Raw genomic sequence first — 26,283 nt, 5'->3', positions numbered from 1 at the left:
TATAAATATTAACTAATTTTAGTTAAAAAAAAGCAAGCCAGGTGGCTTGCTTTTAGCGTCTTTAAATACACACACTTATAGACTCGATTTAACTATAACGTTTAAAATCTATAGCTTGCGCCAAATGTAATACGGCGGTCTGTAATACCTTGGAAACAAAGTAAAGCACCTTCGTTAACACAAGACTGGCTAACTTCTGATTCAGTTAAGTTTACAGCTTCAATACCGATATTTAGCTGATCGTTCACATCATAACTTATGCTGGCATTAAGCTGCCCTCTGTCTTCTTGAACAACAGGGAAACCCCATGGGAAGCTTGAGGTGCTACCAAAGTCAGTTGAACGGTACCCTTCGCGCCACGTGTAACGCGCTCGAGCAGATAGACCGTATTTCTCATAGTAAAATGTAATATTATATGCGTTTTCTGACAGATCAATGAGTGATTGCTTAGCACTTATGTCTGCATCCGGGTTACCGGTTGTTAATGCAAAAACAGCATTTGCACGACTCGTTGCAGTGTCAAATGATTCACCACCAGAAAATTCTTGATAGGTATAGTTAGCAACCACACCAAAACCTGATGCCCAACCTAGCTCTTTTTCAAAACTTGATAAGTCGTATTGAGCTGCAAGCTCAATACCTTGCTGTGTTGTTTCACCAGAATCATTAATAGTAGTTTGTGTTGGTACACATAACCCTACGCCAGCATCTGGGCCAAACACGTTTATGTCTGCAATTGGATTAAATATGCCGCCTCCTTCACACTCTGGACCATTTGTATCGCGAAAGCCTGTGCTTGGGTCTTCAAATGGGTCAACTTGCTGTGTAACGTGCAAATCGCTACGTGTTTTATGAAAGTACCCCACACTTAACAAAGCAGCGGGTGCAAAATACCAATCTGTGGATATATCGAAAGAGGTTACTTCTTCTGGTGCTAAGCCTGAATTACCAATTGAAACGGCACTATTAGGGCTGGTGCCAAACGTAACAGATGTAGATAGGTCATCAAAATCTGGGCGTCTAATATCTTTTGACCAACCTAAACGAACAATCACATCTTCACTTACATTCGCGGCTAAATTGAATCGAGGTAAAAAGAAATCGTAATCACCTTTAGACGTTAGCTGAGTAACCAGTTCGTTGCCACTTCCATCTTGAGTAACAGAGTTACCTAGCGATGTAACTTCAGTCTCTAAATAACGTAGGCCAAAGTTACCGCGAAACATGCCGTACTCAAAATTTGCTTGTGCATATAAGGCATGTGTTTCTTCTTCAATATCAAAAAACGCATTTACTTGAGACGTTGGTGAACTTATTGGACCACGATCAGAACCCGTTATTGCATTATTAGCTTCAATCGCTTGGTTTAGCGCTGCTAATACGGCTTGTGGATCAGAGGATGCAAGCTCTGGGTTAATAAGTAAGAAATCACGAATATAAAGTGCTCGCCCATCACCATCGTTAAAGTTATCTGGGCCCGCTGTTAATAATTGTGCAAATAAATCACCCGTTGGGCTATCAGCCATATTTCTTAAACCAACGTTAGAGCGAACTTGATCCGACACACTACTCGTTTTACTGTAGCGGTAACCAAAATCGACTGACGTTATTACATCATCTAAGTAATATGTAAAATCTGTACGAAACGCATCTTCTGTATTTTCTGACTCATCTTGCCCTTGGTTTACGTCACGTAGAACAACATTTGCAGGGTCGAGCAATTGAGCCATTGTTGGCGCGTTTGCCTCTCCCGTTGCAATCCCAAACGTAAGTGCATCACCTGTAAGATCATACTCAAAAGGAGTCCCGTTTTCATTTGAAGAATTAGTAGCAACATTTGGATTTATAAAATTAAGCGTTGTATTAAAGCTTGGTGTAGTTGAATCAGAACGAGAGGTTGAGGCTTCAACACTTGCAAATAATCTATCGCCTTGCCATTCGCCCCCTATTCTAAATATTTTGCTCTTTGTGATGCGTGAATTAGTATCGCTAGAAAAACGCAAGTTAGGATCGCCACCACCGTCTTCAACCGGAATTACGCCTCTTACGGCCGCTTGTATACTGCCTAGGTTTTGTCCGTCCAGTGAACCAAAATTAACTGTTTCAAATTCACTCGGTATTGATACATTTCTAAGATCACTTAGACCAGATGCTTGTACTCTTGAGCTTTCTTGGCGGCGCTCTTGATCATTAACAACTGCATCAAAAAAGAATTTCATATTATCGTTTGGTGCATATTCAAATGTACCTGCGAAGTTTTTTGTCTCGTATTCGTAATTATCGTAATCTTGAATTAAAAATTGTACTGGTAGAAAATCAAACGATTGTGCACTTGCAGCACCACTATCAGCGGCTACCGAATTATCTCTATCTGCGCGAGGACGAAATGCGGTTACGTCTTGCTCACTGTAACTACCACTAAATACAACACCAAACTTACCGCCCGAATCAAGCTCCCAGTTATCACCCCAAGCACCTGATACCCTAGGGGTCACGCCATCTGTTGATAAGCTACTATCTTCACCTTGGACTCTAATTGAGCCTAGAGTTTCATTTAACTGTAACGGGCGAATTGTTTTAAGGTTTATTGTTGCGCCCACAGAGCCTTCGATTGTTTTTGCTTCTGGTGACTTAATTACTTCTACACCAGAGATAATTGCAGCTGATACATCTTCAAAACTAATGCCACTTCGCCCAGACCCTGAGCCAACTGTTGATACGCCGTTCACTTCTGTACGATTGGCATTGGTACCACGAATTTGAACGCCCGTACCTACCCCTGCTTCACGGGTAATTTGAATCCCTGTTACGTTTTCAAGTACTTCTGCGAGGTTTTGATCTGGTAGCTTACCAATATCTACAGCCTCGATAATTTCAACAAGGCTATCTGCTGAACGCTTTTGTGCAAGCGCATTTGTAAGCGATTGTCTAATACCTGAAACCTCGATAACCTCAAGATCGTCCGCAGCTTTTTTTGGAGCTTCTTGCGCCTGTGTAGACAAAGACATACCAAGTGCGGTTGCCGATATAACTGCCAGTGTAATTTTAGATAACTTGTGACTCATAGTTTTTTTCCTGTGTGTGTGAAATGCTATGTTTAACCAGCTACTTTATTGTTTTTATTAAAAGCCCTTTCTTATTACAAAGTCTTAACTTTATATTTACACCCACACCTACAAAGGTCAACCTTTTGGTAATGAATTTAGATCAAATATTATGCAATATGTTATTACCAAAATAGAAAAACCTAACTAAATTTCAAGTTAAAAGCAAAACTTACATTTTAAGTTGATGTTATTTATAGTTTTTAAATTCTATTAGAAATAGGGCTGTCAATAACAAAGGTTAGAATAGTTATCGTTTTAAAAATGAAATAATTTAGGCAGGAGAAACCGATGATGTTGGGCGTGCTGAATAAACAGCATTATTGGTTAACCAATTTAATTGTTTTTAGTCAAGTAGCGTAATTTAGGAGTGAGTTTTTTAAGTACTGTTTGTTGATGTTATCGAAAATATAAAATTGAAGAATTTGAGGATCAAAAAAGGCGGTAAAACCGCCTTTTTGATGTGATCTAATGTTTAACTATTATTACAGCTTGTAGCTTAAGCCTAAGAATAAACGTGGGCCGTAGTCATTCACTTCACCTAGGTTACCTTCAACAAAGAAGTCTTGTGATTTAGGTGCACTGAACAAGTTAATTGCTTCTGCTTTAACTCTAAAGTGCTCATCAATTTTGTATGATGCGCGCATTTCCCATACGCCTACGCCATCAACATAACGAAGTCGAGTACCATTTGTAGTATATGGTTGGAAATACTCACTACGATATTTGTAAATAACAGCAGTATCAAATCCACCAATTTGGTAGTATAGCTGACTGCTAAATACATGCTTTGAGAAACCAGGTACTGAAGCCGACTCAATAATACCGTCAGTTAACTGTGTAGTATTACCATCTACGTCAGTCTCAAACGTATCGCCGTATAAGCTATCTTGGAACTCAAAATCAGTGTCTGCATAGTTGTAACCAAATTTCATACCGATGCCATTATCCCAGCGGTAAGAAAATGAAGCTTCAAGACCTAATATTTCACTGTCTTCATCTGATGTAACAGAGTTAGTAATTGGTAATGAAACAGTTTCACCGGCAACAGTAAAATCTTCAATTACTGTTTGTTGTTGAAAACCACCGTTGAACTGTTTGTAGTATAAGCTTAACGCTAAGATTGAATCTTCGTTAGGGTACCATTCAAACGCAGCATCGTAGTTCCACGACATAAGCGGTTGAGTGTCCGGGTTACCAGAACCATTTACACCCACTAATAAATCGCTGATTGATGTTGCTGTACCTTCTGTATCTTCTTGGAATGTACGGCTGTAACCTAAATCAGATGGATCTGCGCGTGACATACCACGGTATATACCTGCACGGAATAAAATATCTTCACTGTAGTCAATAACTAGGTTAAAACTTGGTAAATACTTCGTGTAGTCACCACCGCTTTTTATTTTATCCAATGAACCATTATCAGATTCAACCAGAGAAAGTACACCGGTGTCGCTTGTTACTACGTCAAAGCTATTTCTAAAGCCAATCGAAGTTACTTCTGTGTCTACAATACGAAGACCAAAGTTACCGCGAATGAATTTACCAAACATTTCAGTATCGTAGTTAGCCATTAAGTACACTGATGTTGTTTTTTCTGTTACATCGATTGTACCTGCATTTTCATATTCAACTTCTGGGTAAGCAAACACACCATCAGCGTTAGAACCAGCTACAGCTTGTGAGAAACATACGTTGTCGTATGTAGCCCATGATGAACCTGTACCGCTATCTACAACGTTACCGTCACTATCAACATTTGTTACGATATCGCCATCAGATACACTTGATAAAAAGCCTGATTCAGGGAAATCGATTTGACAACCTTGTAATACGTCAAGCGCTTCAGTACCAGAGTCTAGTGTGTATTCATTTCGTGAACCGTTACCTTGGCTACCACCATACTGTAGGAAGGTCATTTCAGATGTTCTAATACCACCTTGAATACTGGTGAAAACATTGCCATCTAAGGTATAGTCAAAATCTAGTCGCGCTGAGATAACTTCGTTTTCACGAACATTTTCACGGTCAAGTCGTGTTCTTAGGCTATCTGTAAAGTTTGAAATATCTGTTACGTCAAAGTCTGTCAGTGTGAAATGAGGGATCTCATCGCCCATATCCCAAGAAAAGAAATTACGACCTGATGTTCTACCACGGTTAGATATTTGAAGTTCTTCGCGTTCTGTTTTTGAATACGCTAAATCTAAGTCAACAGTTAATCTATCGGTAACTGTATGTTCTATATTTATGCCGTAACCTTGGTAGTTTTCTTCACGAGAAAATTGCTCACCTGCAGATTCAATTCGCTCTTCGCCTTCCCAATGAAGGATACCGCCAACATCATTAGTAACAAGTGTTGGACCGGTTACGCCTGGTGTTGCACGTTTTTGTAAAAAGATTAAATCGTGGCGTGCTTCTTTTTGTGTTCTATCTGAAATTTGTGCATCAAAGTTAACATCCCAATCAGCTGAAGGTTGATATTGCAGTGCAAAAAACATTGCATCACGTTCATCTGATGTCTCGTTTTGACGGTAGCTTCGGCTACTGCCAGTCCAAGCATAAGGAGTCCCATCACTTACTGCTTTACCTGTATCAGGATCAATTTTTGTATCGTAACCTTGATTTTTACTGCCGCTTACTTGATCTTCACAGTCACCTGCGCTGCTGCGATAAAAACCTTCGTTGGTATTATTAGGATCGTTTAAACACGCCCACAATGAAGAACCTGATGGGCTAGAGCTTCTGTATTCAGCTTCTGGTTGGCTAATATCTTGGCGCTGTACACCAAAAGACACACCAACGGCTTGGCCGTTATCAAATTCAAACTGGTCTACATAACTAAACGTGCCACGGTAACCCGCGTCACTTTGAAGTGAGTTATCTACATTACCTTCATCAGGGTTGTAGTTTAATTTAACTTCAGCTGATACACGTTGCTTGCCAAAATCAAGTGGAGTTATAGTTTCAAGTGCAATAACACCTGCAACACCACCTTCAATCATTGACGCATCTTGCGTTTTATAAATTGCTACTTTTTTTACAAGTTCAGACGGAAACTGCGAAAAGTTAACTGAGCGGTCACCACTACCATTAGTCGCTTCACGACCATTGATATGCGTTGCACTTAAAAATGGACCAAGACCACGAATAGTGATTTCTGTTGCACCACCGTTTTCACGGTGAGATGCAGCACCTGTAATTGATTCCAGTGCTTCACCGATAGACAGTGCTGGTAAATCACCAATATCTTCAGATGACAGGCCATCAACTACCGTTGTTGCTTCACGTTTAATTGCTATTTGGTCTTGAATCGTTCTACGTGTACCTGTAACACTAATTATTTCAACGTCTTCTTCAACTTCTGTCGCTTTTCCCTGATCTTCCTGTGCGCTTGCTGTAAATACGCAAGAACTTGCCATACCTGCGATGACCGCTGTTCTTACCCATTTTGCAACTGGGCGCATTGCAAACTGCCCTGTTGTAGAATTATTGTTATCTCGTGACTTCAACGACATTTGAATTCTCCGCTGGTTGTTGTTGTGTGATTTTAGTGTGTTAGCTTGTTATGCTTATGTATATTTTATGTGACCTTTGACGTTAATATACTTAAACGCAGCACGATGATCAACCAATTTGACGTTTTAATATTACCATAAGGTATACCAATTTTAACTTAGTGGCATTACCAGTAGGTCAGGCAGGTTTTTTACTAGAATATAAACCGCTCTAAACTAGTTTATAAATGGGTAATGTAGGTTGAGAAAAGTGTGGTGATTATTAATAAATAATAAAAAAGCCCCAAATTTGGGGCTTTTAAAAGTTAACTGATTAATTGGTTATTTAATCGTTTTGTATTTTCCATGTAGATCCAACACCGACTTCAGATGATTGAATATAATGAAGACCTTTAGCACCCGCCTCTGCCTGAAGGCCTGCAGGGTCAGTTTCTAATAACGTACTTGTTGCTGTAACGTACTCAAGTACTTCTTTGCCATTAGTTGCTGGGTCTTGGTCAATTGCACCATCAGTATCGAATGCGCCATTACCATTTAGTTTTCTAATTTCAACCCAGTCACCGCTTGCATCGCCTGATACTCGACTATCCATATAACCAAAGTTATTACTTAGCACCGAACTATCATGATTAATTAAGTCACAGTCATATTCAAAAGCATGGTCACTATCAAGTGTATTTGGGTAAAATAGGCCTTGAGTTGTAGCACTGCTGTTTATTGTATCTTCGTCTGTTTGATCGCCTAAACCGTTTGCAATTAAATTTCCATTAAAGTTGATAACAAACGCATTTTTGGTTAGGCCGTATAGCACCGGCGCATTCGCTGCGGTTAACTCATCACAATCACTTGTTGGTGCTTTAGAGCCTATTTCTGTACTAAATACAATAGGTTGCTGCGAGTTCAAAACCGTATTGTTTGTTACATTTAGTGTAAAGTCTCCGGCACTATCAAGCACTGCCTGATTACCTGAATTTGGTACACCACCATCATCTTGCGAAAATGGGTTAGCTGTAAATACAATACCGCCCGCTTCTTTATTACCAGAACGAATACCTGCAATGTAGTTGTTACTTACGGTGTGACCAAGTGGTGTAATTAATATACCCGCTGGGCGATCATCAGAGCTCGCTATATCTGTAGTACGAATAATAATGTTGTCTGTAACACTGTTAAATCCACCATCTTCCAAAGAGATACCCCCATTAGGATTTACAATTGTATTGCCTTTGATGGTTGCACCAGAAGTTTGTACTCGAATTAAACGACGACCCGTTACAAAGTTTTCTACGCGGTTATACTGAATAGTAAAGTTTGCATCATCAGCTGCACCGCTACCCGTTGTACTACCTGCATTAATTAAATATAAACTTGATTGCCCAAAGTTTGGGTTATTACTGTCGCTAAATAAATTATATTGAATAACGTGATCAGAGCTTGATGACGATATTTTAATCACGGACCCTTTTTCAGCCACATTTCGATTAGAAAATGTATTTCGCTCAACTAATGCGCTTTGACCTTTTATCATCAGCCAATGGTATTCAGAGTTATTGAGTGTAGCTTCTTCTCCATCCATCGTGTTTTGCGAAAAAGTAAAGTTATCCCCTTCTGAGTAAATAACAGCACCTTCTTCGGTTTCACAAAATGCACCCGCTTTAGTATCTATATTCTTAAAGGTAAGCCCTGTTAATCCAGCGCCATCTACTCCAGCAGCTACATGCACACATACTTCACCGCTAAGTACAGGAGTTTGACCTTCTACAGCGCGAAGCGTTACTGCACTGGTTAATAAAATTGCGTCCATATCAGCATAAACACCGGTGTTTAAGCCAATAACATCACCATCAGCTAAACCACCACTTATAGCACCAAGGAGTGCTTCAGGGTTACTAACTAATTGTGTGTAAACTAATGTATCAAGTGAGTTTGTAACCTCACTCGCAAAACCATCGTTATCTGTATACGTAGCTTTTACCGACATTATTGAGCCAGCGTAAGCAGAAGGTGTAAATGTTTTACTATTACTGTCGGCTACTTCAACGCCATCAGCAGACCAAGTATAAGTAACGTTTGCCTCTTCAACACCGTTGTTATCAGTTATCTCAGCGGTTAACTCGCCACTTGTCAAATAAGGCGCTACGCCCATAATGGCGACGCTACCGGCTTCGTCAACCGCAACAGCAGAAACAGCAATTGTTTCCTCTGATGTATTATCCTCGATAAATCCATTATCATCTGTGTAAGCAACTTGAACACTTATCTTTTGACCTAAAAGTGATGCATCAACTGTAAAGGTGCTTTGTGTTGCGCCATCTATCTCTTGTGCGTCAGCAAGCCATTGGTAAGTAATATCTCCTGTTGCCCCGTCGGTATCAGCAACTTCTGCTGTTAATATATTACCAACGGTTGGCGTGCCACTAATTGTAACTTCGCCTTCTGAGTTTGTTCGTGCTACAACCTCTGTACCCGTTGAAGTCACAGACTCGTTAAACCCACGGCTATCTTCAAAAGATGCACTAACTGTTATAACTGTACCAAACTGTGCGTCTGTTAACGTGAGCGTTGAAAGTGCTTCATCTGCAATCTCTATGTCATCAGCAAACCATTTATAAGTTACTGTATCGCCATCAAAGCCATTTTCGTCAGCTACATTGGCTGTTAGTTGCGAACCAACTAGAGCGTCGCCCGTAATAGTTAAACTTGCAGGGAATGCGATTGCGGCAACATCTGCGGTTGGATCTGTAATATGCGATTCATTAATACCGCCATCATCGGTATAAAGCCCTTGAACTGTAATTGGTAACCCTATCTGATCGTCAGTCAGTGTAAACGAAGCGCTATTTGCACCTGTAATTGCCTCACCATCTGCATACCAATAGTAAGTCACGTCACCTGAGATACCATCAGGGTCACTAACTTCAGCTGTTAATGTTTGTCCGCTTGTAACCGTTCCACTAAGAGCAATAGAGCCCAAGTTGTTGTCATTGTTGTTTGAGTTTGTGTCACAACCAACTATTGCAGCTGCAATAGCGCATAGCGCAAAATGTTTTAATTTCATGGTGGCTCTATTCTCCAAATTTATGGTTTTAATATTTGGTTATCTATTGTGTGTGTTACCAAATAAATCATGCGTTTATTACCAAATTCATTTAAATTGCAAATAAATTGTTAACCAACTTGGTAATATAACCATAATAAAATAACTTTTTCCACTACATCCACCCAATTAAATAACAACAAATAAACATAAAGTTAACCCTGCACTGTTATCGCAGGTCAAAAATTGAATTCAATCATGCACAATTACTGCGAAAATACATAACCTTAGAGTAAAAAATTGGTTTTACATGGGGTTAAGTAAATCAGATTTATTTAATATATATGAAGTATTCTTATTTGAAGACTATAAGAAAATTAAGAAATGAAGTGAGTTTGTATAAAAAGGATTATTTACAGAGAGAATGAAAAATAAGGGTAAAAAAGGGGCTATTTTCTTGCCCCTTTTTTATTAAGTACTGGTTTATAAAATAGCGTTATTATAAAACTCTACAGGCTCATTTGAGCCCAAAGCAACAGGCACACGTTGATGCAAGCTAGTTGGCGCAATATCTAAAATACGCGTTCCTCTAGAGGTTGCTTTACCACCTGCGTTTTCAACTAAAAGCGCTAACGGGTTTGCTTCATAAAGCAGTCTTATTTTTCCGTTATCGTTACCACTGCGTTTATCTTGCGGATACAAAAATAACCCGCCTCGGCATAAAATACGATGAACGTCGCCTACCATCGCTGCATTCCAACGCATTGAGCTTTTTTCAAAGCTTTCACAGGTGTAAAGCAATTTATCAAAATACACTTGTGTCGGTTCGTCCCAATAACGGTAGTTAGCCATATTAACAGCAAATTCACGACTCTGCTCTGGCACACTTAACTGCTTATTTGTCAGTAGATAACCGCCATGCGTTGAATCTAATGTATAACAACGCGTTGGACCGCCAGTGCTCATTACAAGTAATGATGAAGGGCCGTATAACACATAGCCTGCACATACTTGATTTACACCAGGCTGACTAAATTGCTCGTCGCTGTCGAAGGCAACATCATCACGGGCTAAGTAAATAGTAAATATAGTGCCTATTTGCCCATTAACATCAATATTAGAAGAGCCATCTAGTGGGTCAAAAGCAACAATAAACTTACCTTCAGGATGGCCACCTACCGCATGATCTTCTTCCTCTGATGCAACTGATCGAACGCTGCTGTCGTCAAGTAGTATGTCTTTAAGTAGTTGGTTTGCAATTACATCTAGCTTTTTTTGAACTTCACCTTGGATGTTTTCATTCAATGTTGAACCTAAAACACCGGCTAATTCACCTTGGCTTACTCGAAAAGCAATTTCTTTACTGGTCGCTAAAATTGTGCGAATAAGTAAAATAAGATCGGTATCTACACCGTCTTCTTTTAATACTGTATTTAGTCTTTTCATGCGCTATACCTATTTACACAATTTAGATCGTCAAAGCATTGCTCTAGTCTTGCAACCATACTTTGCTCTGAATGACGCAACCATACGCGAGGGTCATAGTATTTTTTGTTTGGCTTATCATCCCCATCAGGGTTACCAATTTGCTCTTGTAGGTATGCTTGGTTATCTTTGTAGTAGTCTAAAATACCTGTCCAACACGCCCATTGCGTATCGGTATCAATATTCATTTTAACTACACCATAGGTTAAAGACTCTGCAATTTTATCGTACTCAGAACCACTACCACCATGAAATACAAAGTTAATTGAGTTGCTTGGTAGATTAAATTTTTCTGATACGTAAGCTTGTGAATCTTTTAAAATAGTTGGTGTAAGAACAACGTTACCCGGCTTATATACACCGTGAACATTGCCAAAAGACGCTGCAATTATAAAATTAGGGCTAATACGACTTAAACGTTCGTAAGCAAATGCAACATCTTCAGGCTGAGTGTATAAAGAAGAGCTGTCTAGGTGTGAGTTATCAACACCGTCTTCTTCGCCGCCCGTGCAGCCAAGCTCAATTTCAAGCGTCATCCCTATTTTTGCCATACGCGTTAAGTAACGTTCACAAATTTCGATATTTTCTTCTAAAGGCTCTTCTGACAAATCAATCATATGCGAGCTAAACAGTGGTTTGCCAGTCAGTTCAAAGTGTCTTTCACCTTCATCAAGCAAACCATCAATCCAAGGTAGTAGCTTTTTAGCTGCGTGATCAGTATGAAGCATCACTGCTACTTCATAATGTGCTGCCACTGAATGTACATATCTTGCAGCACTTACCGCCCCAAGCACTGCTGATTGTTGCTCTGGTAAAGATAAGCTTTTACCACAAAAAAATTGAGCTCCACCATTAGAAAGCTGAATAATAACGGGCGAGTTTTTCTTTTTAGCAGCTTCTAGCGTTGCATTTATAGATGTTGTACTAACAACATTTACCGCTGGCAACGCATATTGATTAGTACGCGCATGTTCATACACAGCACTTACTTCATCGCCAACGATTACGCCTGGCAGTATTGTTGGGGCTAAATAATTCATTTATGAAATCCTTTCTATTTTAAAGCCTGGATACAAGAATCAGTAATTGCTTGCCAATTTTCTTGTTCAACCCACTCTTTTTTCGCTATCCAAGTACCGCCAACGGCGAATACATTATTTAAAGAAAGATAGTCCATTTTGTTACTTTCGCTAACGCCGCCTGTAGGGCAAAAGCTGACTGCTCTAAATACTGACGACACAGCTGATACAAAAGGTGCTCCTCCGGCAAGCGAAGCCGGGAATAATTTTTGCTCTTCAAAGCCATATTCAAGTGCCATTAAAATATCACCGGTGTTTGATACACCAGGAAGTACCGGCACATTACATTTAGCAAGTGCTGTAAGTAATGCAGGAGAAACCGCTGGCGTTACAATAAAGTCAGAACCCGCTTCAAGTGCTTGCTCTAAAATGTCAGTATTTATGACTGTACCCGCACCGACTTTTAGCTCTGGCACTTGTGCCTTAATAGCTTTTAATGCTTCTAAAGAAGCCTCTGTTCTTAGTACTACTTCAACTAAAGTAAGGCCAGCGTTAGCCATAGCTTTCGCTATTTGAACACCTTGCTCTGGCGTATCAGCTTGAATTATAGGTAGCAGTGTTTGTCCTGACATAAGTTCAGAAAAGCGAGTCATAACGTTGTTCCTTTATAAAAAGTAATGCGGCCGAGGTATGGCGGCCTTTAATGTTTGATTAACCTGAACTCTAGATAATAAATCTATCTCAAGCAGCTATTTTCAGCGCTAACTGCGTTGAATTTACTTGCAATAGGCCCGCTATTGACGCGTAAATTCGCCTTGTTTTCACTGAAAATCTCTAGCTAGAGAAAATAATTTTAAATATCACCATGATTCAATATGTTAGTAAATCTCTTAACCAGAGTTCAGGTTAATTATTTTGTTATACCAATTGCATTAAATTAATGATCTATTATAGCGACAAGAAAACAGCTCAATAACAAGGCTAAAATTATGATACATAGTTGTTCTATATAAATAATTTTTAACGTAGTTAGTGAGTTATTTAATACGCTAAGGTGATCATGTTTTTAATAAAATTGGTATCAAATACCAGCTTCAATCATTGCTAGCTGAAATATATCTTTTGGAGCAATGGCGCCTGGCTGTTGTATAACAGCACCTGCCGCTTTTGCAGCAAGTTGTACAGCATTTGAAATTGATTTATCAGATAAACGAGCACCTAAGTAAACACCGTTAAAGGCATCGCCTGCAGAGGTAGTATCTACAACGTTTGTTACCGGTATTATAGTGTGGCTTTGAAGCGTATCGCCCTCTTTGGTCACTACCGATTCAGGGCCATTTTTAACAATAATTTCTTCAATTTGGTAAGGTTTTAAATATTCAACAACCGCTTCTACGCTATGTACGTCATAAAGTGTTGTTAAATCTTCAACGCCTGGAAGGGTAATATCTGCAAGCGTAAAGGCTAAATGATATTGCTCTTTAGTTTCCTCTACACTATTCCACAAACGCGCTCTGTAGTTAGGATCAAAAACTATTTTAACCCCTGCATCTTTAAGCTGCTTTACCACTTTCCAAAATTGCTCGCGTGCACTTTCTTCAATTATTGCTAATGAAATTCCTGAAAAGAAAAACATATCACCTTGGCTAAGCTGCTCGAGTGCATCAGCATCTAAAAAATCAACAACCTTTTTAGCTGCAGAATCATTACGCCAATAAATAAAGCTACGCTCACCATGCTCATCTGTTTCTATGTAATACATGCCGGGTACTTTGGTATCGTGAGCAAATACGAGTTGTGTACTTATTTGTTCACTTTCAAAGCGCTCAAGCATTTTTTTACTTAAATTATCTTGACCTAAAGCCGTAACAACCGAGGTAGTAACCTGCGGGAAGCAACGTTTTAAATACACTGCAGAATTATAAACATCGCCTGCAAATGATTGGTGAAGTGTGGCTGCGCTCATAGCTCTAAGCTCGACCATGCATTCACCGATAAAGTAAATATTTTTCATCTTGGAAGTTACCCTATGTAGTTAACTGCTATGCGCTTATACAAAACATGTTGGCATAGCAGTTATTATCTAGATTATTGAGGCTTTTTAAGAGGTTCTATTTTTGGAATTAAAATCCAAACAGCTGCCATTGCTATAATGGCTAAAGAAGCACCAATAACAAATGCTGGCGTATAGTTACCATCAGCAGTAAGAATAGGCACAAGCGATGTAAGGCCTACAGCGCCAAGTTTTGCCGCCATACCAGAGAAACCTGACAGTGTACCCACTGCTTTTTTACCTAGTAAATCACTTGGTAGCGTTTGCACGTTACCAATTGCAGTTTGAAAACCAAATAATATAACAGCCATAATTAGTACCGCAGTTGTTGGTCCACCTGGATTTGCCATTGCAAGTAACGCAGGTAGCATAATTAAACAACCCAGCGTAATAGTTAGCTTACGTGTTTTATCTGTATTCCAGCCTGCTTTAAGTCGGTTTTGAGCCAATAAGCCACCAAACCATGCGCCAAACATTGCGCCAACATAAGGAACCCAACCGTATATACCAATAGACTTAACATCCATGCCGTATACTTCGTTTAGGTAAATAGGTATCCAAAAAACAAATAACCACCAAATAGGGTCAATCGCAGCAGAGGCAATAATTACACCCCAGCTTTGCTTACGAGAAAGTAACTCAGCAGTTGAAGGGTTATATTCTTCTTCGTCTTCGCCTGTTACATCGCCATTATCATCAACACGTCTTTGACCTGTTAAGATATATTCACGCTCTTCGGCAGTAAGCCAAGGATGAGAGCTAGGCGGCGCTTTAACCAAAATTAACCAAGGCACTAACCAAAGAAAACCTAATACGCCCACAAAAACAAACACCATTTGCCAGCTAAAGTAGATAGTTAAATAAGCAATTAAAGGAATAGCAATAATACCGCCAATAGCAGCGCCAGAGTTAAAAATACCCTGTGCTAAGGCACGCTCTTTAGTAGGAAACCATTCAGCATTACCTTTAGCTGCGCCCGGCCAGTTACCAGCTTCTGCTACACCTAAGATTGCGCGAAAAATACTAAGGCTAAGCACACCTTGTGCAAATGCATGTGCAACGGTTGCAATAGACCAAACACCTATCGATAAAACAAAACCGAAGCGTGTGCCTACCCAGTCAAATATTTTACCAAATATGGCTTGACCAAATGCATAAGCAAATACAAACACAATTGAAATATTAGCGTATATTTGTTTGCGTTCTAGCGCTGATTCATCAGGAAATAAATCTTCAACGATGTCCGGCCAAAGCACACTAAGTGCTTGACGGTCGATATAGTTAATAATGGTAGCTAGCGCAATTAGCGCTATAACCCACCAACGTAAGCCTTTAAGTTGCATAATTAATCCTCAAGAAAGTCTTCACGCGCTGGGCTAAAAGTATCAATCAGGATTCCGCCTGTTGGGCAGGTAGCTCCATGATCAGCAAATGGTGGGATTAAGCAGCTATCACCCGGTTTTAAGATTTTAGTTACGCCATCAATGTTAAAGTGGAACTCACCTTCAACAACATACGTTACTTGAGAATGTCTGTGAGCATGGTTATAACCAATAGCCCCTTTCTCAAACCAAATTTTAACAGCCATTAGCTCTTCGTTATAACCTAGCATTTGACGTTTTAGACCATTTCCTAAATCTTCAATTTCGGTCTCGTTGCCAAATGAAAAGTTTGCGCTTTGCTTTTGCATCCTATTTACTCCTGATTATTGTTCATCATATAAACGCCTAATCGGCCATTTAAAGTGAACTCTTTATTTTGATAATTGAATGTATTTTTAGCTGAGGTTGGTGCTTTATTAATAGCCACTAAATATGACTTGCCTTTAATATCAAGTTCAACAAGTGTTAAATCGCCCTGCTGACTATATTCAAGCTTTGTAACTCTACTAACAGCTTCTAACGTATATTCTTTACTTGGATTGTATTCACCGTGAGGCTCTAATACAGATATAAATTTATGATGCTTTTGCCCCTCAACACGACGAATAAAACCGTTTTCGTTGCGTAAGTTAAAATCAGGGTCGTTTGCGCCTATTTGAGTAAACAAGAAAGACTCATCACCTTTAACCAAACTCGTTTGCGTATAAAAGCGACCATTTTCGTTTAACCACGTTACTTTAGCTAAACCACTTTGAGGTTGCGCTTGAGCTTTAAGCCATAGATGCTGGTAGCCATTTTTAGTACCTAATGCAGACAGTTGTGTTGCATTCGCTTTTAGCTCAAAGCTGGTATCTATAAGCTGACCTTTATAATGCAAAGGCAAATCAAGCTGATGCGCTTTATTTGCTGCAACATCAAATATATCAAGTGCAACTGTGCTTTGTAGTTCAGGTAAGTTAATAAGTGCAAGCGTACGCTCAAGATCAACGCCTTTATAAGCTGTGCTTATTTCGCCGCTTGAAACCGTGCCGTATTCATTCGTTTCGAAAAAGTTAAGTGTAGGGTAATTACTATTTCCTACTTCAACATTTGCATTAAAATGCGTTGTTTCGTCAACCACTACCGTATTGTGCGCAACAGTGTGTTTAGCGTAAGTTTCGTTTTCAGGTAAATAACGACCGCCGTATTTAGCTTCTACATTTAAAAAACGTGCTGCGCCATAATCAGATACAATTTCATTACCGTGGTCGTAAAATTGCCATGTTAGTTTATCAAAATGACCGTGACCTAAGCCTTGTGCAGCAGGTTTAAATAGTAGAGCTTGATCGCCACCTACCTGCGTTCTCATTACAACTAGAGCACCTTGTTTACCGTCATTACCATCGCCGAAGGCAACAGATTTAAACGAATAAGGTTTTGCCATGTTGTTATCAAGTGCTTGAGCTACTTTTAGTCCATCACCAGAGAGAATTATTTGGTCTTGTTGCTTAGCAATATCTAAATAACCCGCATCGTTGGTTAAGCCATATGCTGCCGTTACACCATTAACTAACTCAATAGTATCGATACCTTTACTTTTTATTGCATCGTTAATTGGGAAAAACAAACCGTTGTAGCTAAGTTGAATCGTCGTATCAATCGCTTTTAATAATATGCCATCGCGATATTCAAAGATTTTTCGTTGTGGTTCGTTGTTTTCAATCGCTTTAGCAAACGTTACAAAGGGTAATAGTGCAAAGCGTTGATAGTAAGGACCTTCGTTATAGTAACCTTGTGGTGAAAACAGCATTTCTAGCTGCTTAATAAAGCCACCTTTACCCGACTTTTCTAAATCGTATAATGATTTTTCTACCCACTCAGGTTCACCTAATACATACCCTGCCATGCCAACACCCGCTGTTGCCCATGTTCCATGGTTATGTACTTTATTAAATGTAGAGGGTTGGCCTACTGATGTGAACAACGAAACAGGACGTAGTAAGTCATCCTCGATTGTTTTAATGTTATCGGCATTTAACGAGTCATGAATTAGATCATAAGCTTGTATTGTGTACACAAGCCACATTGCTTCATTTAGGCTTTGCCAAAAAAATTTACCTGGATTTTGCGAGTCCATTTTACGTTTTGGATGCAGACCAAGCGTTGGGTATAATTTTGCGTACTCAAGCAACATATCACGTACATAGTTTGCGTATTTATCATCTTGGCTTAATTGATAAATGATGCCTGCGTTATACATAAGCTGATAATTTTTTTTGTGGCGTTCATGTGTATAACCACCACCACCATCTTTTGGTACAGGTACCGCAATTGGTTGAGCTATTTGTTCGTCTACTTGCGCTTTTAATAGCTCAAACGCAGTAGAAAATTTACCTTCGCTGCCTATTGCTTGGCGCATATGACTTACGTCATCAGTAGTAATTACTAAGTTTGGGTGCGCTGCATGCGCACCCAATGATGTAAGTAATGTAAGTGCTGCTACAGCCGCTATTTTAAAACCTGTTTGGCATTTTAATAAGTACATAGTATTTACCCTGCCTTATTTAAAATGTTGTTATTTTTTAATACTGCTGTATGTGGGCCTTTAACTCTTAACTCTTTAACACTTGGTGCTTTAGTTGCATCAAATGTATTACCTGAGATTTCAGTTTTAGGCTCGCCTACTGTGTGCTCTACAACAATAGGAGCAGATTTAACAAATTTATTATCTTTGATATTAGTAACCTGAACACCGTGAACATAAATGCTCGCTTGCTCTTTGTTACGCTTACCAAGGCCAACGTTATTAAGCGTGTTATTTGTCATTTCAAAATGAGGGCCAAATGTACTTTCATCAGTACCACCACGGTAAAGCTTAAGTACACCGCCTTCTACATCATTAAATGTATTATTATTTACAATAACGTATTCCGCGTTATAAACACCTAAGTCTTCAATTTCAGTATTTAAACGTAAAATGTCACCTGTTACTGTATTAAAGGTATTACCTGTAACAATAATTTCGTCAGCCATTGCACCTTTACCAGTGATAAAGAAATGGAATGAATGATTAATATCTAAAGCATTTAACTCTGAGTTGGTCATTACAAAGCGGTAATTATCAACCATACCCCATTTTTGCGTACGAACAATGCTGTTACCTATTGCATCTGGCGCGTTTTCACCTGAAATAGATAAACCATCTAGTTTTAAGCTGCCGCCATCATGTATTTCAAACAAGGTAGAGCGTTGAAAAGTAAGTTTAGACTTTGTGTTCTGCTTTGCTTTAATTGTCAACGTTTTATCAATTTTAACCAGTTTAGAAACATCATACTGGCCAGGCGCTAGTTCTAGAATATCACCCGACTCTGCATTATCTATAGCGTCTAGTAATGCACTTACATCAGCTTTAACAGAATGTGTCTTACCAGAATCAAAATCAACTAAAGCAGGTACTTTTGCATACCAGCTAACACCGGTATCTTCTTTTTTAAGTACTTTTAAATCGCGCTTTGCACCTACATTTAAACTTTTAGATGTTGGGTAAAGTAGACCATTACTTGCTTTTTTAAGCGTGATTTTTTCTTTTTTTACACCGTACGTTAGCTCAGAAAGTACTTTTGTATCAGCAATGTTGTTACTTAGTACCAGCCCGCTTACATCATCAAATGTTGTAAATGGCTGTTCACCATCTTGATTTATGATTAAGTTATTTTTCATTACGCTATCTTTAGGTGCAGCGCTACGCTCAGCATCGCTACCTGCAGCAAGTTGAATATGACGCACATTTATAAATGTGTTGTTTTCAATTGTCGCATTTTCAACTTGGTGATAACGATTTATAGATGAATTTGGTACGCCGTTCATCACAGTAAAACCACTGCCAAAACGGTACCCTGTTAGACCTTGCAGGTAGTTATTTCTTACAATTTGGTCTTTATTGATAACGCGAATACCACCTGTGTGGTCAACACCATTACCAATGAAAATATTTTCTTCTATAAGGTTACCGTTACCATGGCGCAACGTTAATGTACCGCGCGCTTCATAAAATACGTTATTACGAAGGATGTTTTTACCTGACTTAACCGAAACAATTTCTACTTCACCATTGGTGCGTTCAAAATAGTTATTTTCTACCAATGTATGCGAATCAGTTAATGAGTAATGGCTGGTGCCAATACGTAGGGTTTCACCACCGTTCGAACCAAAAGTAGGACGGTAGCCAAAATAGTTATTGTCTATACGGTGATAGTTTTCTTGGCTTGCTTGAGTGTTTAAACGAACAGCAACTGTCACACCTTTATTTCGTTTGCCAACTAAATGACTATGATCAAAGCGGTTATGTTGTCCATATAATGCAACCCAATAATCAGACTCTCGTTTGTCTGGATTACTGTAATTATCGATTACTGTTTGAGTAACTCGTGAATTGTAGGCTAATTCATTTTTATTTTTACGAAACTCTATTACAGCTGAGCTCGGTGTGTAGCCGTCTTTAAATACTAAACCTGAGGCTTCAAGGTATTTACCTGCAAGTCTTAGGTTCGATTGACCCGATAAAATTACTTTACCGTTAGTTTCAGCGGTCAATAAAATAGGAGAGTTTTTTGTACCTTGACCTTCAAGTAGGATTTCGAAGTCAGACCAAGTACCATTTTTAAGTACTACTTTGTCGCCAGCAACTAGATTAGCTGCGATATCATTAAAAGCTTGTTTACTTTCTACAAAATAATCTTTGGCCGCTATTTGTGTGGATATGCAACCGATGAGAACTAGACTAAGCTTTATTGTGTTAATCAAACGCATAGTTAACTCTTTTTCGTTGTGACTGAAAGTAGTGCTTCATCAGAATTTAAAAAAGCTGACATTGCACAAAGACTTTAGTCAATTGGTGTCATGTGTGTTAAAGCGCCTTAAGCCAAAAGCTTAAAGCGCTCAATAAGGTCGAGAAGTATTACTTTTCTAGCTTTTTGAAGTAATCAAAAATTTCAGGAACGTTACCTTGACCCATACCAGCGTCAAACGCTGCTTGTAGGTTAGCTGATGAACCTTCAGCGATTTTTGATTCAGTACCTAGGTCTTCTACCATTTGTAGGAAGTAGCCTAAATCTTTGTTTGCATTAGCAATCGAGAAACCAAGGTCGCTAACATTATCAACTGCATAGTTTTTACAAAATTGCATAAACGGTGAATTAGATGGACCAGTCGACATGATGTCGAAAAGTTGTTGACGGTCAACACCAGCAAGCTCTGCAACTGCAAATGCTTGTGACATAGCACATACTGTAGTCATGCCCATGAAATTGTTGATAAGCTTAGTTGTATGACCTGCACCTAGCTCGCCAAGATGGAAAACGTTTTCACCTTGATCTTCTAGTACTGGTTTAACTTTATTGAATGTAGCAATATCGCCTGCAGCCATAATGTTTAATAGGCCGTCTTTAGCATGTGCTGGTGTACGACCAAGAGGAGCATCAATCATGCCTGCGCCTTTAGCTGCTAAATCAGCACCAATTTTTTTAGTAGATGATGGAATAGAAGTACCAAAATCAACTAACACGGCACCTTCTTTAATACCCGCTAGGATACCGTCTTCTGCATAAATGATTTTTTCTACAACGGCAGAAGTTGTAAGACAAAACATAACAATATCTGAACCTTCAGCTAGCTCTTTTGCAGTGCTTGCTGTTTTTGCGCCTCTAGCGACACATGCTGCAACCGCATCTTTGCTAAGGTCCATAACAATTAGCTCATAGCCTTTGTTTTGTAAATTTTCGGCCATGTTGCCGCCCATTAAGCCTAAGCCGATGAAACCGATGACTGGTTTTGACATGAATAACTCCTAAATATGTGGCGCATACTTTTATAAGAACAAGTAAAATCTACTCTAAAATACGCTGTGTCTTTGTTTCAATTTGTAGAGTAACTTTAAGCTTGAGTTATTTATAAATTAACCTGTGCAAAACGTAACTCTGATTAATTACCAATACATTGTATTCACTCAAACCAAGCAACTTACCAATTGGTATGCAAAAACTGTATTACCATACAGCTTTTTTGTCAACCAATAAGTTAACCAAGTAAATCCCATATTTTTACAAATTACATACAAATAAATTTAATACCAATCAAAAACAAAGAGTTAGATATGAAAAACCCAATCAGACATAGGTTAAATTTTGTTGAACAATCAGTAACTTTTTTATACTAATAGGTTGACCAATAATTGAGTGTTCTTTATTTAAATATGCAAAATTCAATAAAATGGTTCATTAATTGGTAATTTACAATTGATGTTATTGGTGAAATTATAAAGACCATACGTGAACAGCTTCCGACTCTAAATGGTATTGAGGTTGTGATTTGTACGTAACGCCTACATATATGGCTAATACATATAAAAACCACAAAATGCGCTTAATAATAGCGCTTAGTTAAAAATATACTGAACTTTGAAAAATCACTAAAGGAACTGAATAATGCGTTTATTACATACTATGCTGCGTGTAGCGGATTTAGACAAATCAATTGCTTTTTATACTGAAGTATTAGGTATGAAAGAGTTACGACGCGCAGACAATGACGAGTATCGATATACATTGGCTTTTATTGGGTATGGAGATGAGAAGGACACGACAGTCCTAGAATTGACATATAACTGGGACGAGGACAGCTACGACCTGGGTAATGCTTATGGCCATATAGCCATTGAATTTGATGATATTTACAAAACATGTGCTGATATTAAAGCAGCCGGTGGTAATGTAAGCCGTGAACCTGGGCCTGTAAAAGGCGGTACTACTGAAATTGCTTTTGTAAAAGACCCTGATGGTTATTCAATAGAACTTATTCAGAAAAAAGATGACATGAGTAACTTTTAAGTTATGTAAGTTATGGGTGCTAGTTTAAATTAAAAAAGGTGCTTTTTAGCACCTTTTAACGCAACTGACTGTCTTTACTGCCACGTCTATTAAACGATTTAGCGCTAGCACCATTACCTTCTATTGCAGCTTGGCATGCAACACAATAGCGCACTCCTGGTAACGCGAGCCTTCGTGCTTGTGGGATTTTCTCATCGCACTCATCACATAACTCTGCACTTGCGCCAGATATTAAATTGCTTCTTGCATACTGTACGGCGTCATTAACACTCGCATCAATTTGATCTTGAATTGCACCGTCTCGTGCCCATCCACTTGCCATAAATCCTCCTAATAAAGTTGGATGTTTAAATTTATGCTACCAAATCGAATCTTTATAAGTACTGAATAAAAAAGCTAGGAATGTGATGTTCTTTGAAGGTTTAAGCTATAAAACTATATTTTATATCTGGTGGAAAGATGCTGTAGTTGCTCCTTGTAATCTACTTCACAAAAAGTTCAACACTCTACAATTAGGCAAAAAAAAGCAGCTAAAAAAGCTGCTTTATAATTCCAATGATTTATTTAAATATTAAAGGCTGTAGTCAACAACCTTCATACCTAATTTTTCGAGCTCTGGACGAAGTGTTTTAGCATCACCCACTACTAAATAAATCATGTCTTTAGTATTTAAGTGCTTTTTAGCTAAGGCGTTAACTTCTTCTTTGCTAATATTGCTAACAATCTCATTTCTTTCTTTTACAAAGCTAGGTTTTAAATCGAACTCTAATATTTGTGCTAAAAAGCCAAGTTTTGCATTAGGCGTTTCGTATTTAAGCGCATCTTTTTGATTGATAGCCTTACGCATAAACATAAGCTCTTCGTCAGTGACACCGTTTTGAGCATAGTTATTAAGCTCATTAGTAAACTCTGTAATAGACGCTGCAGTAGAGTCGGCTCTCACCGCTGCAGAAGCGGTAAAGCCACCTGATGTTTTATCACCCCAAAAACGAGAGCGAGCACCGTAAGTGTAGCCTTTATCTTCTCGTAAATTTAGATTGATACGGCTGTTAAACGTGCCACCAAGTGCAAAGTTCATCAAGTTAGCTTTAAAAAACTCACCTGTAATATCTTCAACCATATCGCGTTTACCTATACGAATTTCTGATTGAGGAGCGTCTGGTTTATCGACCAAATAAATTACATTAGTTTCTACTTTAGGTTCACTGAAATCAACCGCTACTAAGCTCGATTTACCTTTCCAATTTGTAAGTGTAGCTTTAACTTTTGGTTCAATTGTTGACTCTTTTAAATCAGAAACAATAATTACTTGAGCGCCCTGCGGTTTAAAGTTTGCGTTATAAAAAGCTTTAACGTCAGCAAGTGTAATAGCCTCTATACTATTAAGCGTTCCAGTACTTGGAAGTGCAGCTATATTGTTGCCATATAGTAATTTACTATATGTATTAGATGCTAAATACCCAGCATCCTTCATTGAATGTTGAATATTTTGAATGATTTGCTTTTTATTACGCTCAAAGTCATCTGCATTAAATGCCGGTTTAAATAACTTTTCTTCTACAAGCTTTAATGTTGCATCTAGATTTTTGGTTAAGCTAGAAACATACACATTTGTATGTGTTTTATCTGAGTAGATACTTACCTGGCTACCCAACTTTTCAAGCGCGTTACTCATTTTCTCTGTCGTGTAGTTTTGCGTAGCCTCACTCATAAGCGATGCGGTCATTGACGATAAACCCACTTTACTAGCTTGCTCATTATATAATCCACCCGGAACTTTAATGAAAATAGCGGTAGTTGGCGTTTCTGTACTTTGAGTACCTAATATTTTAATACCGTTTTCGGTCTTAGTTTGCCAAAGAGTAGGAACATCAACAGCAGGATTTGCGCCGGCCTCTGGATGAGCACTTCGATCAAATGTATCAACAGCTCTCCGTGCCACTAAATCATCAGCTGAAGTTGTAGATGGACCTCCAAAATCATGCGATTTAGGCGTAAAGTTGTCTGGAGCAGCTATAAGTTGAGTTTGCCCTTCTGGTACAACACTCATAATAACGGCAGATTTACCCTTGATATATTGATTAAAAACACGCATAACATCAGCTTTTGTAACTTTGTTATAACGTGCAATCTCATCTTTAGCTGAATTTGGGTTACCTGTAAACGTTTCTGACGCGGCTAGTTGAGAGACTTTTCCTGATACGCTTTGCAGACCAAAAATTGCACCCGATTCTATTTTAGCTTTTACTTTATCTAAATCATCTTGTGTAACGCCACGCTCTTCAAATTCAACAAATGAATCACGAATGATTTTTTCCATATCAGCTAACGTTTTCCCTGCTGTAGGATTTGGTAAAGCATAAAGACTAATTGAACACGCTAACTCTTGGCATGGATGATTTGCACTTGCTTGAACAGCAAGTTGAGTTTTAACTAAGTTTTTGTATAGTAGTGAATTATTACCACCACCCAATATTTCAGCAAGTATATCAAGAGGTGCTTCATCTTCAGAGCGAGCGTAAGTCGTTGGGAAACTCATACTTAATAAAGGCAAATGTACCTTATCTTCCATTGAAATATATCTATCAGCATTGAGTGTTACAGCTGTTTTTTCTACTGTAGGGATTTCAGGGCCTTTTGGAATTGGTGCAAAGTATTTAGTAACTAATGGCAGTATTTCATTAGCGTTGATATCGCCACCAATAGTAAGCGTTGCATTATTAGGACCATACCACTTTAAAAAGAATGCTTTTAAATCATTTACATTTACGCGATTAAGATCGTCCATAAAACCAATTACTGGCCATGAATATGGATGACCATCTGGATACATCGCTTGAGCAACACGTTCACCTAAACGACCATAAGGGCGATTATCAACACGTTGGCCGCGCTCATTTTTTACTGTTTCGCGTTGTACTTCAAATTTTTCTTGGGTTACAGCATCGAGTAAAAAGCCCATTCGATCAGCTTCTAGCCACAACATTTTTTCTAATTGATTTACAGGTACTGTTTCAAAATAATTTGTTCTATCTGAGTTAGTTGTACCATTTAAAGTACCGCCTGCTTCAGATATTATTTTAAAATGTTCCTCATCAGCAACATTCTCTGAACCTTGAAACATCATATGCTCAAAAAAGTGAGCAAAGCCTGACTTACCCAACTCTTCGCGAGCAGAACCAACGTGGTATGTTACATCAACGTGTACTAAGGGATCTGAATGATCTTCATGCACAATTACAGTTAAACCGTTATCTAGTTTATATTTTTTATACGGTATGTTGATTTCACTTGCATTAGATTTCACTGATTCAATAAGTGTAACGCCAGGAATTGATGTTTCTGTAACAATATTTTTATCAACAGCTTGAGTTGAGCTATTACATGCAGCCAACCCTGATGCAAGTAAAACAGCAAGTGCAATTTTTGTGAGTTTCATTTTTTAGTCCATATTTAAATTAACTCAATGAGTTTAAAGACTAATTAAAAGTACAACAAGGAATATGGAGCGATTATGGGTTTGGTTTTGTAACAAAGTGTAAATAGATTGATATAAAAATGAAGTGTGAAATGAGGGTGTTAATTTGTGGTTTTATTCTAATAACACTGCACTTCCCTATCTAAGTAGTAAATGACATAGCTAAGAGATTGATACTCTTAATAACATCGTGCATATAGAGTGTTATGTAACACTGCTTTATACAATACTTAAAATAGTAAGTGGCGTCCCCAAGGGGATTCGAACCCCTGTTACCGCCGTGAAAGGGCGGTGTCCTAGGCCTCTAGACGATGGGGACACATAAATGTGTCACTAGGACAACT

15 protein-coding genes and 1 tRNA gene are annotated in these 26,283 nt (G+C 38.6%); 1 reads left to right on the top strand and 15 read right to left on the bottom strand.

Annotated features, from left to right (window positions below):
* Positions 1-101: 101 nt before the first annotated feature.
* From I6F48_RS18155 to I6F48_RS18100, 12 genes are all read right to left on the bottom strand, one after another.
* The gene (locus I6F48_RS18155; protein ID WP_024591526.1) at positions 102-3,065 is read right to left on the bottom strand and encodes a TonB-dependent receptor; all 2,964 of its coding nucleotides are present in this window, start codon (positions 3,063-3,065) and stop codon (positions 102-104) included.
* A gap of 524 nt (positions 3,066-3,589) precedes the next feature.
* Positions 3,590-6,622 (bottom strand): TonB-dependent receptor, encoded by a 3,033-nt coding sequence (locus tag I6F48_RS18150; RefSeq protein ID WP_197120000.1) that lies wholly within the window; start codon positions 6,620-6,622, stop codon positions 3,590-3,592.
* A 325-nt stretch (positions 6,623-6,947) separates the two neighbouring features.
* Positions 6,948-9,680 (bottom strand): poly(beta-D-mannuronate) lyase, encoded by a 2,733-nt coding sequence (locus I6F48_RS18145; RefSeq protein WP_197119999.1) that lies wholly within the window; start codon positions 9,678-9,680, stop codon positions 6,948-6,950.
* Between the two features lie 462 nt (positions 9,681-10,142).
* The gene (locus I6F48_RS18140) at positions 10,143-11,105 is read right to left on the bottom strand and encodes a class 1 fructose-bisphosphatase (RefSeq protein WP_010555334.1); all 963 of its coding nucleotides are present in this window, start codon (positions 11,103-11,105) and stop codon (positions 10,143-10,145) included.
* On the bottom strand, positions 11,102-12,184 hold the full coding sequence (gene fbaA / locus I6F48_RS18135) for a class II fructose-bisphosphate aldolase (protein WP_007585332.1): 1,083 nt from the start codon (positions 12,182-12,184) through the stop codon (positions 11,102-11,104). Before fbaA ends, I6F48_RS18140 begins: the two co-directional genes overlap by 4 nt.
* Before the next feature lie 14 nt (positions 12,185-12,198).
* On the bottom strand, positions 12,199-12,816 hold the full coding sequence (gene eda, locus I6F48_RS18130) for a bifunctional 4-hydroxy-2-oxoglutarate aldolase/2-dehydro-3-deoxy-phosphogluconate aldolase (protein ID WP_007585331.1): 618 nt from the start codon (positions 12,814-12,816) through the stop codon (positions 12,199-12,201).
* 428 nt (positions 12,817-13,244) lie between these two features.
* Positions 13,245-14,177: a sugar kinase gene (locus I6F48_RS18125; protein ID WP_197119998.1), complete on the bottom strand. Its 933-nt coding sequence runs from the start codon at positions 14,175-14,177 to the stop codon at positions 13,245-13,247.
* Positions 14,178-14,251: 74 nt separating this feature from the next.
* Positions 14,252-15,559: an MFS transporter gene (locus tag I6F48_RS18120; RefSeq protein WP_007585328.1), complete on the bottom strand. Its 1,308-nt coding sequence runs from the start codon at positions 15,557-15,559 to the stop codon at positions 14,252-14,254.
* Between the two features lie 2 nt (positions 15,560-15,561).
* Positions 15,562-15,906 (bottom strand): cupin domain-containing protein, encoded by a 345-nt coding sequence (locus I6F48_RS18115; RefSeq protein WP_002962963.1) that lies wholly within the window; start codon positions 15,904-15,906, stop codon positions 15,562-15,564.
* A gap of 5 nt (positions 15,907-15,911) precedes the next feature.
* Positions 15,912-18,122, bottom strand: coding sequence for a heparinase II/III domain-containing protein (locus I6F48_RS18110; RefSeq protein WP_024591531.1), 2,211 nt, complete (start codon positions 18,120-18,122; stop codon positions 15,912-15,914).
* Between the two features lie 5 nt (positions 18,123-18,127).
* Positions 18,128-20,386 carry a polysaccharide lyase 6 family protein gene (locus tag I6F48_RS18105; RefSeq protein WP_197119997.1) on the bottom strand — a complete coding sequence of 753 codons (2,259 nt, stop codon included), beginning with the start codon at positions 20,384-20,386 and terminating at the stop codon, positions 18,128-18,130.
* A 148-nt stretch (positions 20,387-20,534) separates the two neighbouring features.
* The gene (locus tag I6F48_RS18100; RefSeq protein ID WP_008170302.1) at positions 20,535-21,413 is read right to left on the bottom strand and encodes an NAD(P)-dependent oxidoreductase; all 879 of its coding nucleotides are present in this window, start codon (positions 21,411-21,413) and stop codon (positions 20,535-20,537) included.
* A gap of 646 nt (positions 21,414-22,059) precedes the next feature.
* Between I6F48_RS18100 and gloA the strand changes: the two genes are divergently transcribed.
* Entirely contained in the window at positions 22,060-22,461 is a 402-nt protein-coding gene (gene gloA / locus I6F48_RS18095; RefSeq protein WP_197119996.1) for a lactoylglutathione lyase, read from the top strand.
* Between the two features lie 55 nt (positions 22,462-22,516).
* Here gloA and I6F48_RS18090 read toward each other — a convergent pair whose 3' ends face one another.
* The 3 genes from I6F48_RS18090 to I6F48_RS18080 all read right to left on the bottom strand — a co-directional run bounded on the left by I6F48_RS18090 (position 22,517) and on the right by I6F48_RS18080 (position 26,258).
* Positions 22,517-22,783, bottom strand: coding sequence for a DksA/TraR family C4-type zinc finger protein (locus tag I6F48_RS18090; RefSeq protein ID WP_002962957.1), 267 nt, complete (start codon positions 22,781-22,783; stop codon positions 22,517-22,519).
* Positions 22,784-23,032: 249 nt separating this feature from the next.
* Positions 23,033-25,900 (bottom strand): M16 family metallopeptidase, encoded by a 2,868-nt coding sequence (locus I6F48_RS18085; protein ID WP_197119995.1) that lies wholly within the window; start codon positions 25,898-25,900, stop codon positions 23,033-23,035.
* Between the two features lie 282 nt (positions 25,901-26,182).
* Positions 26,183-26,258, bottom strand: a tRNA-Glu gene (locus I6F48_RS18080).
* Positions 26,259-26,283: the final 25 nt, after the last annotated feature.

This window comes from Pseudoalteromonas sp. SWYJ118 (assembly GCF_015864505.1).
Taxonomy (GTDB): Bacteria; Pseudomonadota; Gammaproteobacteria; order Enterobacterales; family Alteromonadaceae; genus Pseudoalteromonas; species Pseudoalteromonas arctica.
Note: the sequence above shows the minus strand (reverse complement) of the source record. Positions and strands in the feature narration are given on the sequence as shown.

What these genes read in the sequence shown, in the direction of transcription:
- I6F48_RS18155 (WP_024591526.1), bottom strand. Translation starts at nt 3,065, where the DNA reads ATGAGTCACAAGTTATCTAAAATTACACTGGCAGTTATATCGGCAACC.
- I6F48_RS18150 (WP_197120000.1), bottom strand. Translation starts at nt 6,622, where the DNA reads ATGTCGTTGAAGTCACGAGATAACAATAATTCTACAACAGGGCAGTTT.
- I6F48_RS18145 (WP_197119999.1), bottom strand. Translation starts at nt 9,680, where the DNA reads ATGAAATTAAAACATTTTGCGCTATGCGCTATTGCAGCTGCAATAGTT.
- I6F48_RS18140 (WP_010555334.1), bottom strand. Translation starts at nt 11,105, where the DNA reads ATGAAAAGACTAAATACAGTATTAAAAGAAGACGGTGTAGATACCGAT.
- fbaA (WP_007585332.1), bottom strand. Translation starts at nt 12,184, where the DNA reads ATGAATTATTTAGCCCCAACAATACTGCCAGGCGTAATCGTTGGCGAT.
- eda (WP_007585331.1), bottom strand. Translation starts at nt 12,816, where the DNA reads ATGACTCGCTTTTCTGAACTTATGTCAGGACAAACACTGCTACCTATA.
- I6F48_RS18125 (WP_197119998.1), bottom strand. Translation starts at nt 14,177, where the DNA reads ATGAAAAATATTTACTTTATCGGTGAATGCATGGTCGAGCTTAGAGCT.
- I6F48_RS18120 (WP_007585328.1), bottom strand. Translation starts at nt 15,559, where the DNA reads ATGCAACTTAAAGGCTTACGTTGGTGGGTTATAGCGCTAATTGCGCTA.
- I6F48_RS18115 (WP_002962963.1), bottom strand. Translation starts at nt 15,906, where the DNA reads ATGCAAAAGCAAAGCGCAAACTTTTCATTTGGCAACGAGACCGAAATT.
- I6F48_RS18110 (WP_024591531.1), bottom strand. Translation starts at nt 18,122, where the DNA reads ATGTACTTATTAAAATGCCAAACAGGTTTTAAAATAGCGGCTGTAGCA.
- I6F48_RS18105 (WP_197119997.1), bottom strand. Translation starts at nt 20,386, where the DNA reads ATGCGTTTGATTAACACAATAAAGCTTAGTCTAGTTCTCATCGGTTGC.
- I6F48_RS18100 (WP_008170302.1), bottom strand. Translation starts at nt 21,413, where the DNA reads ATGTCAAAACCAGTCATCGGTTTCATCGGCTTAGGCTTAATGGGCGGC.
- gloA (WP_197119996.1), top strand. Translation starts at nt 22,060, where the DNA reads ATGCGTTTATTACATACTATGCTGCGTGTAGCGGATTTAGACAAATCA.
- I6F48_RS18090 (WP_002962957.1), bottom strand. Translation starts at nt 22,783, where the DNA reads ATGGCAAGTGGATGGGCACGAGACGGTGCAATTCAAGATCAAATTGAT.
- I6F48_RS18085 (WP_197119995.1), bottom strand. Translation starts at nt 25,900, where the DNA reads ATGAAACTCACAAAAATTGCACTTGCTGTTTTACTTGCATCAGGGTTG.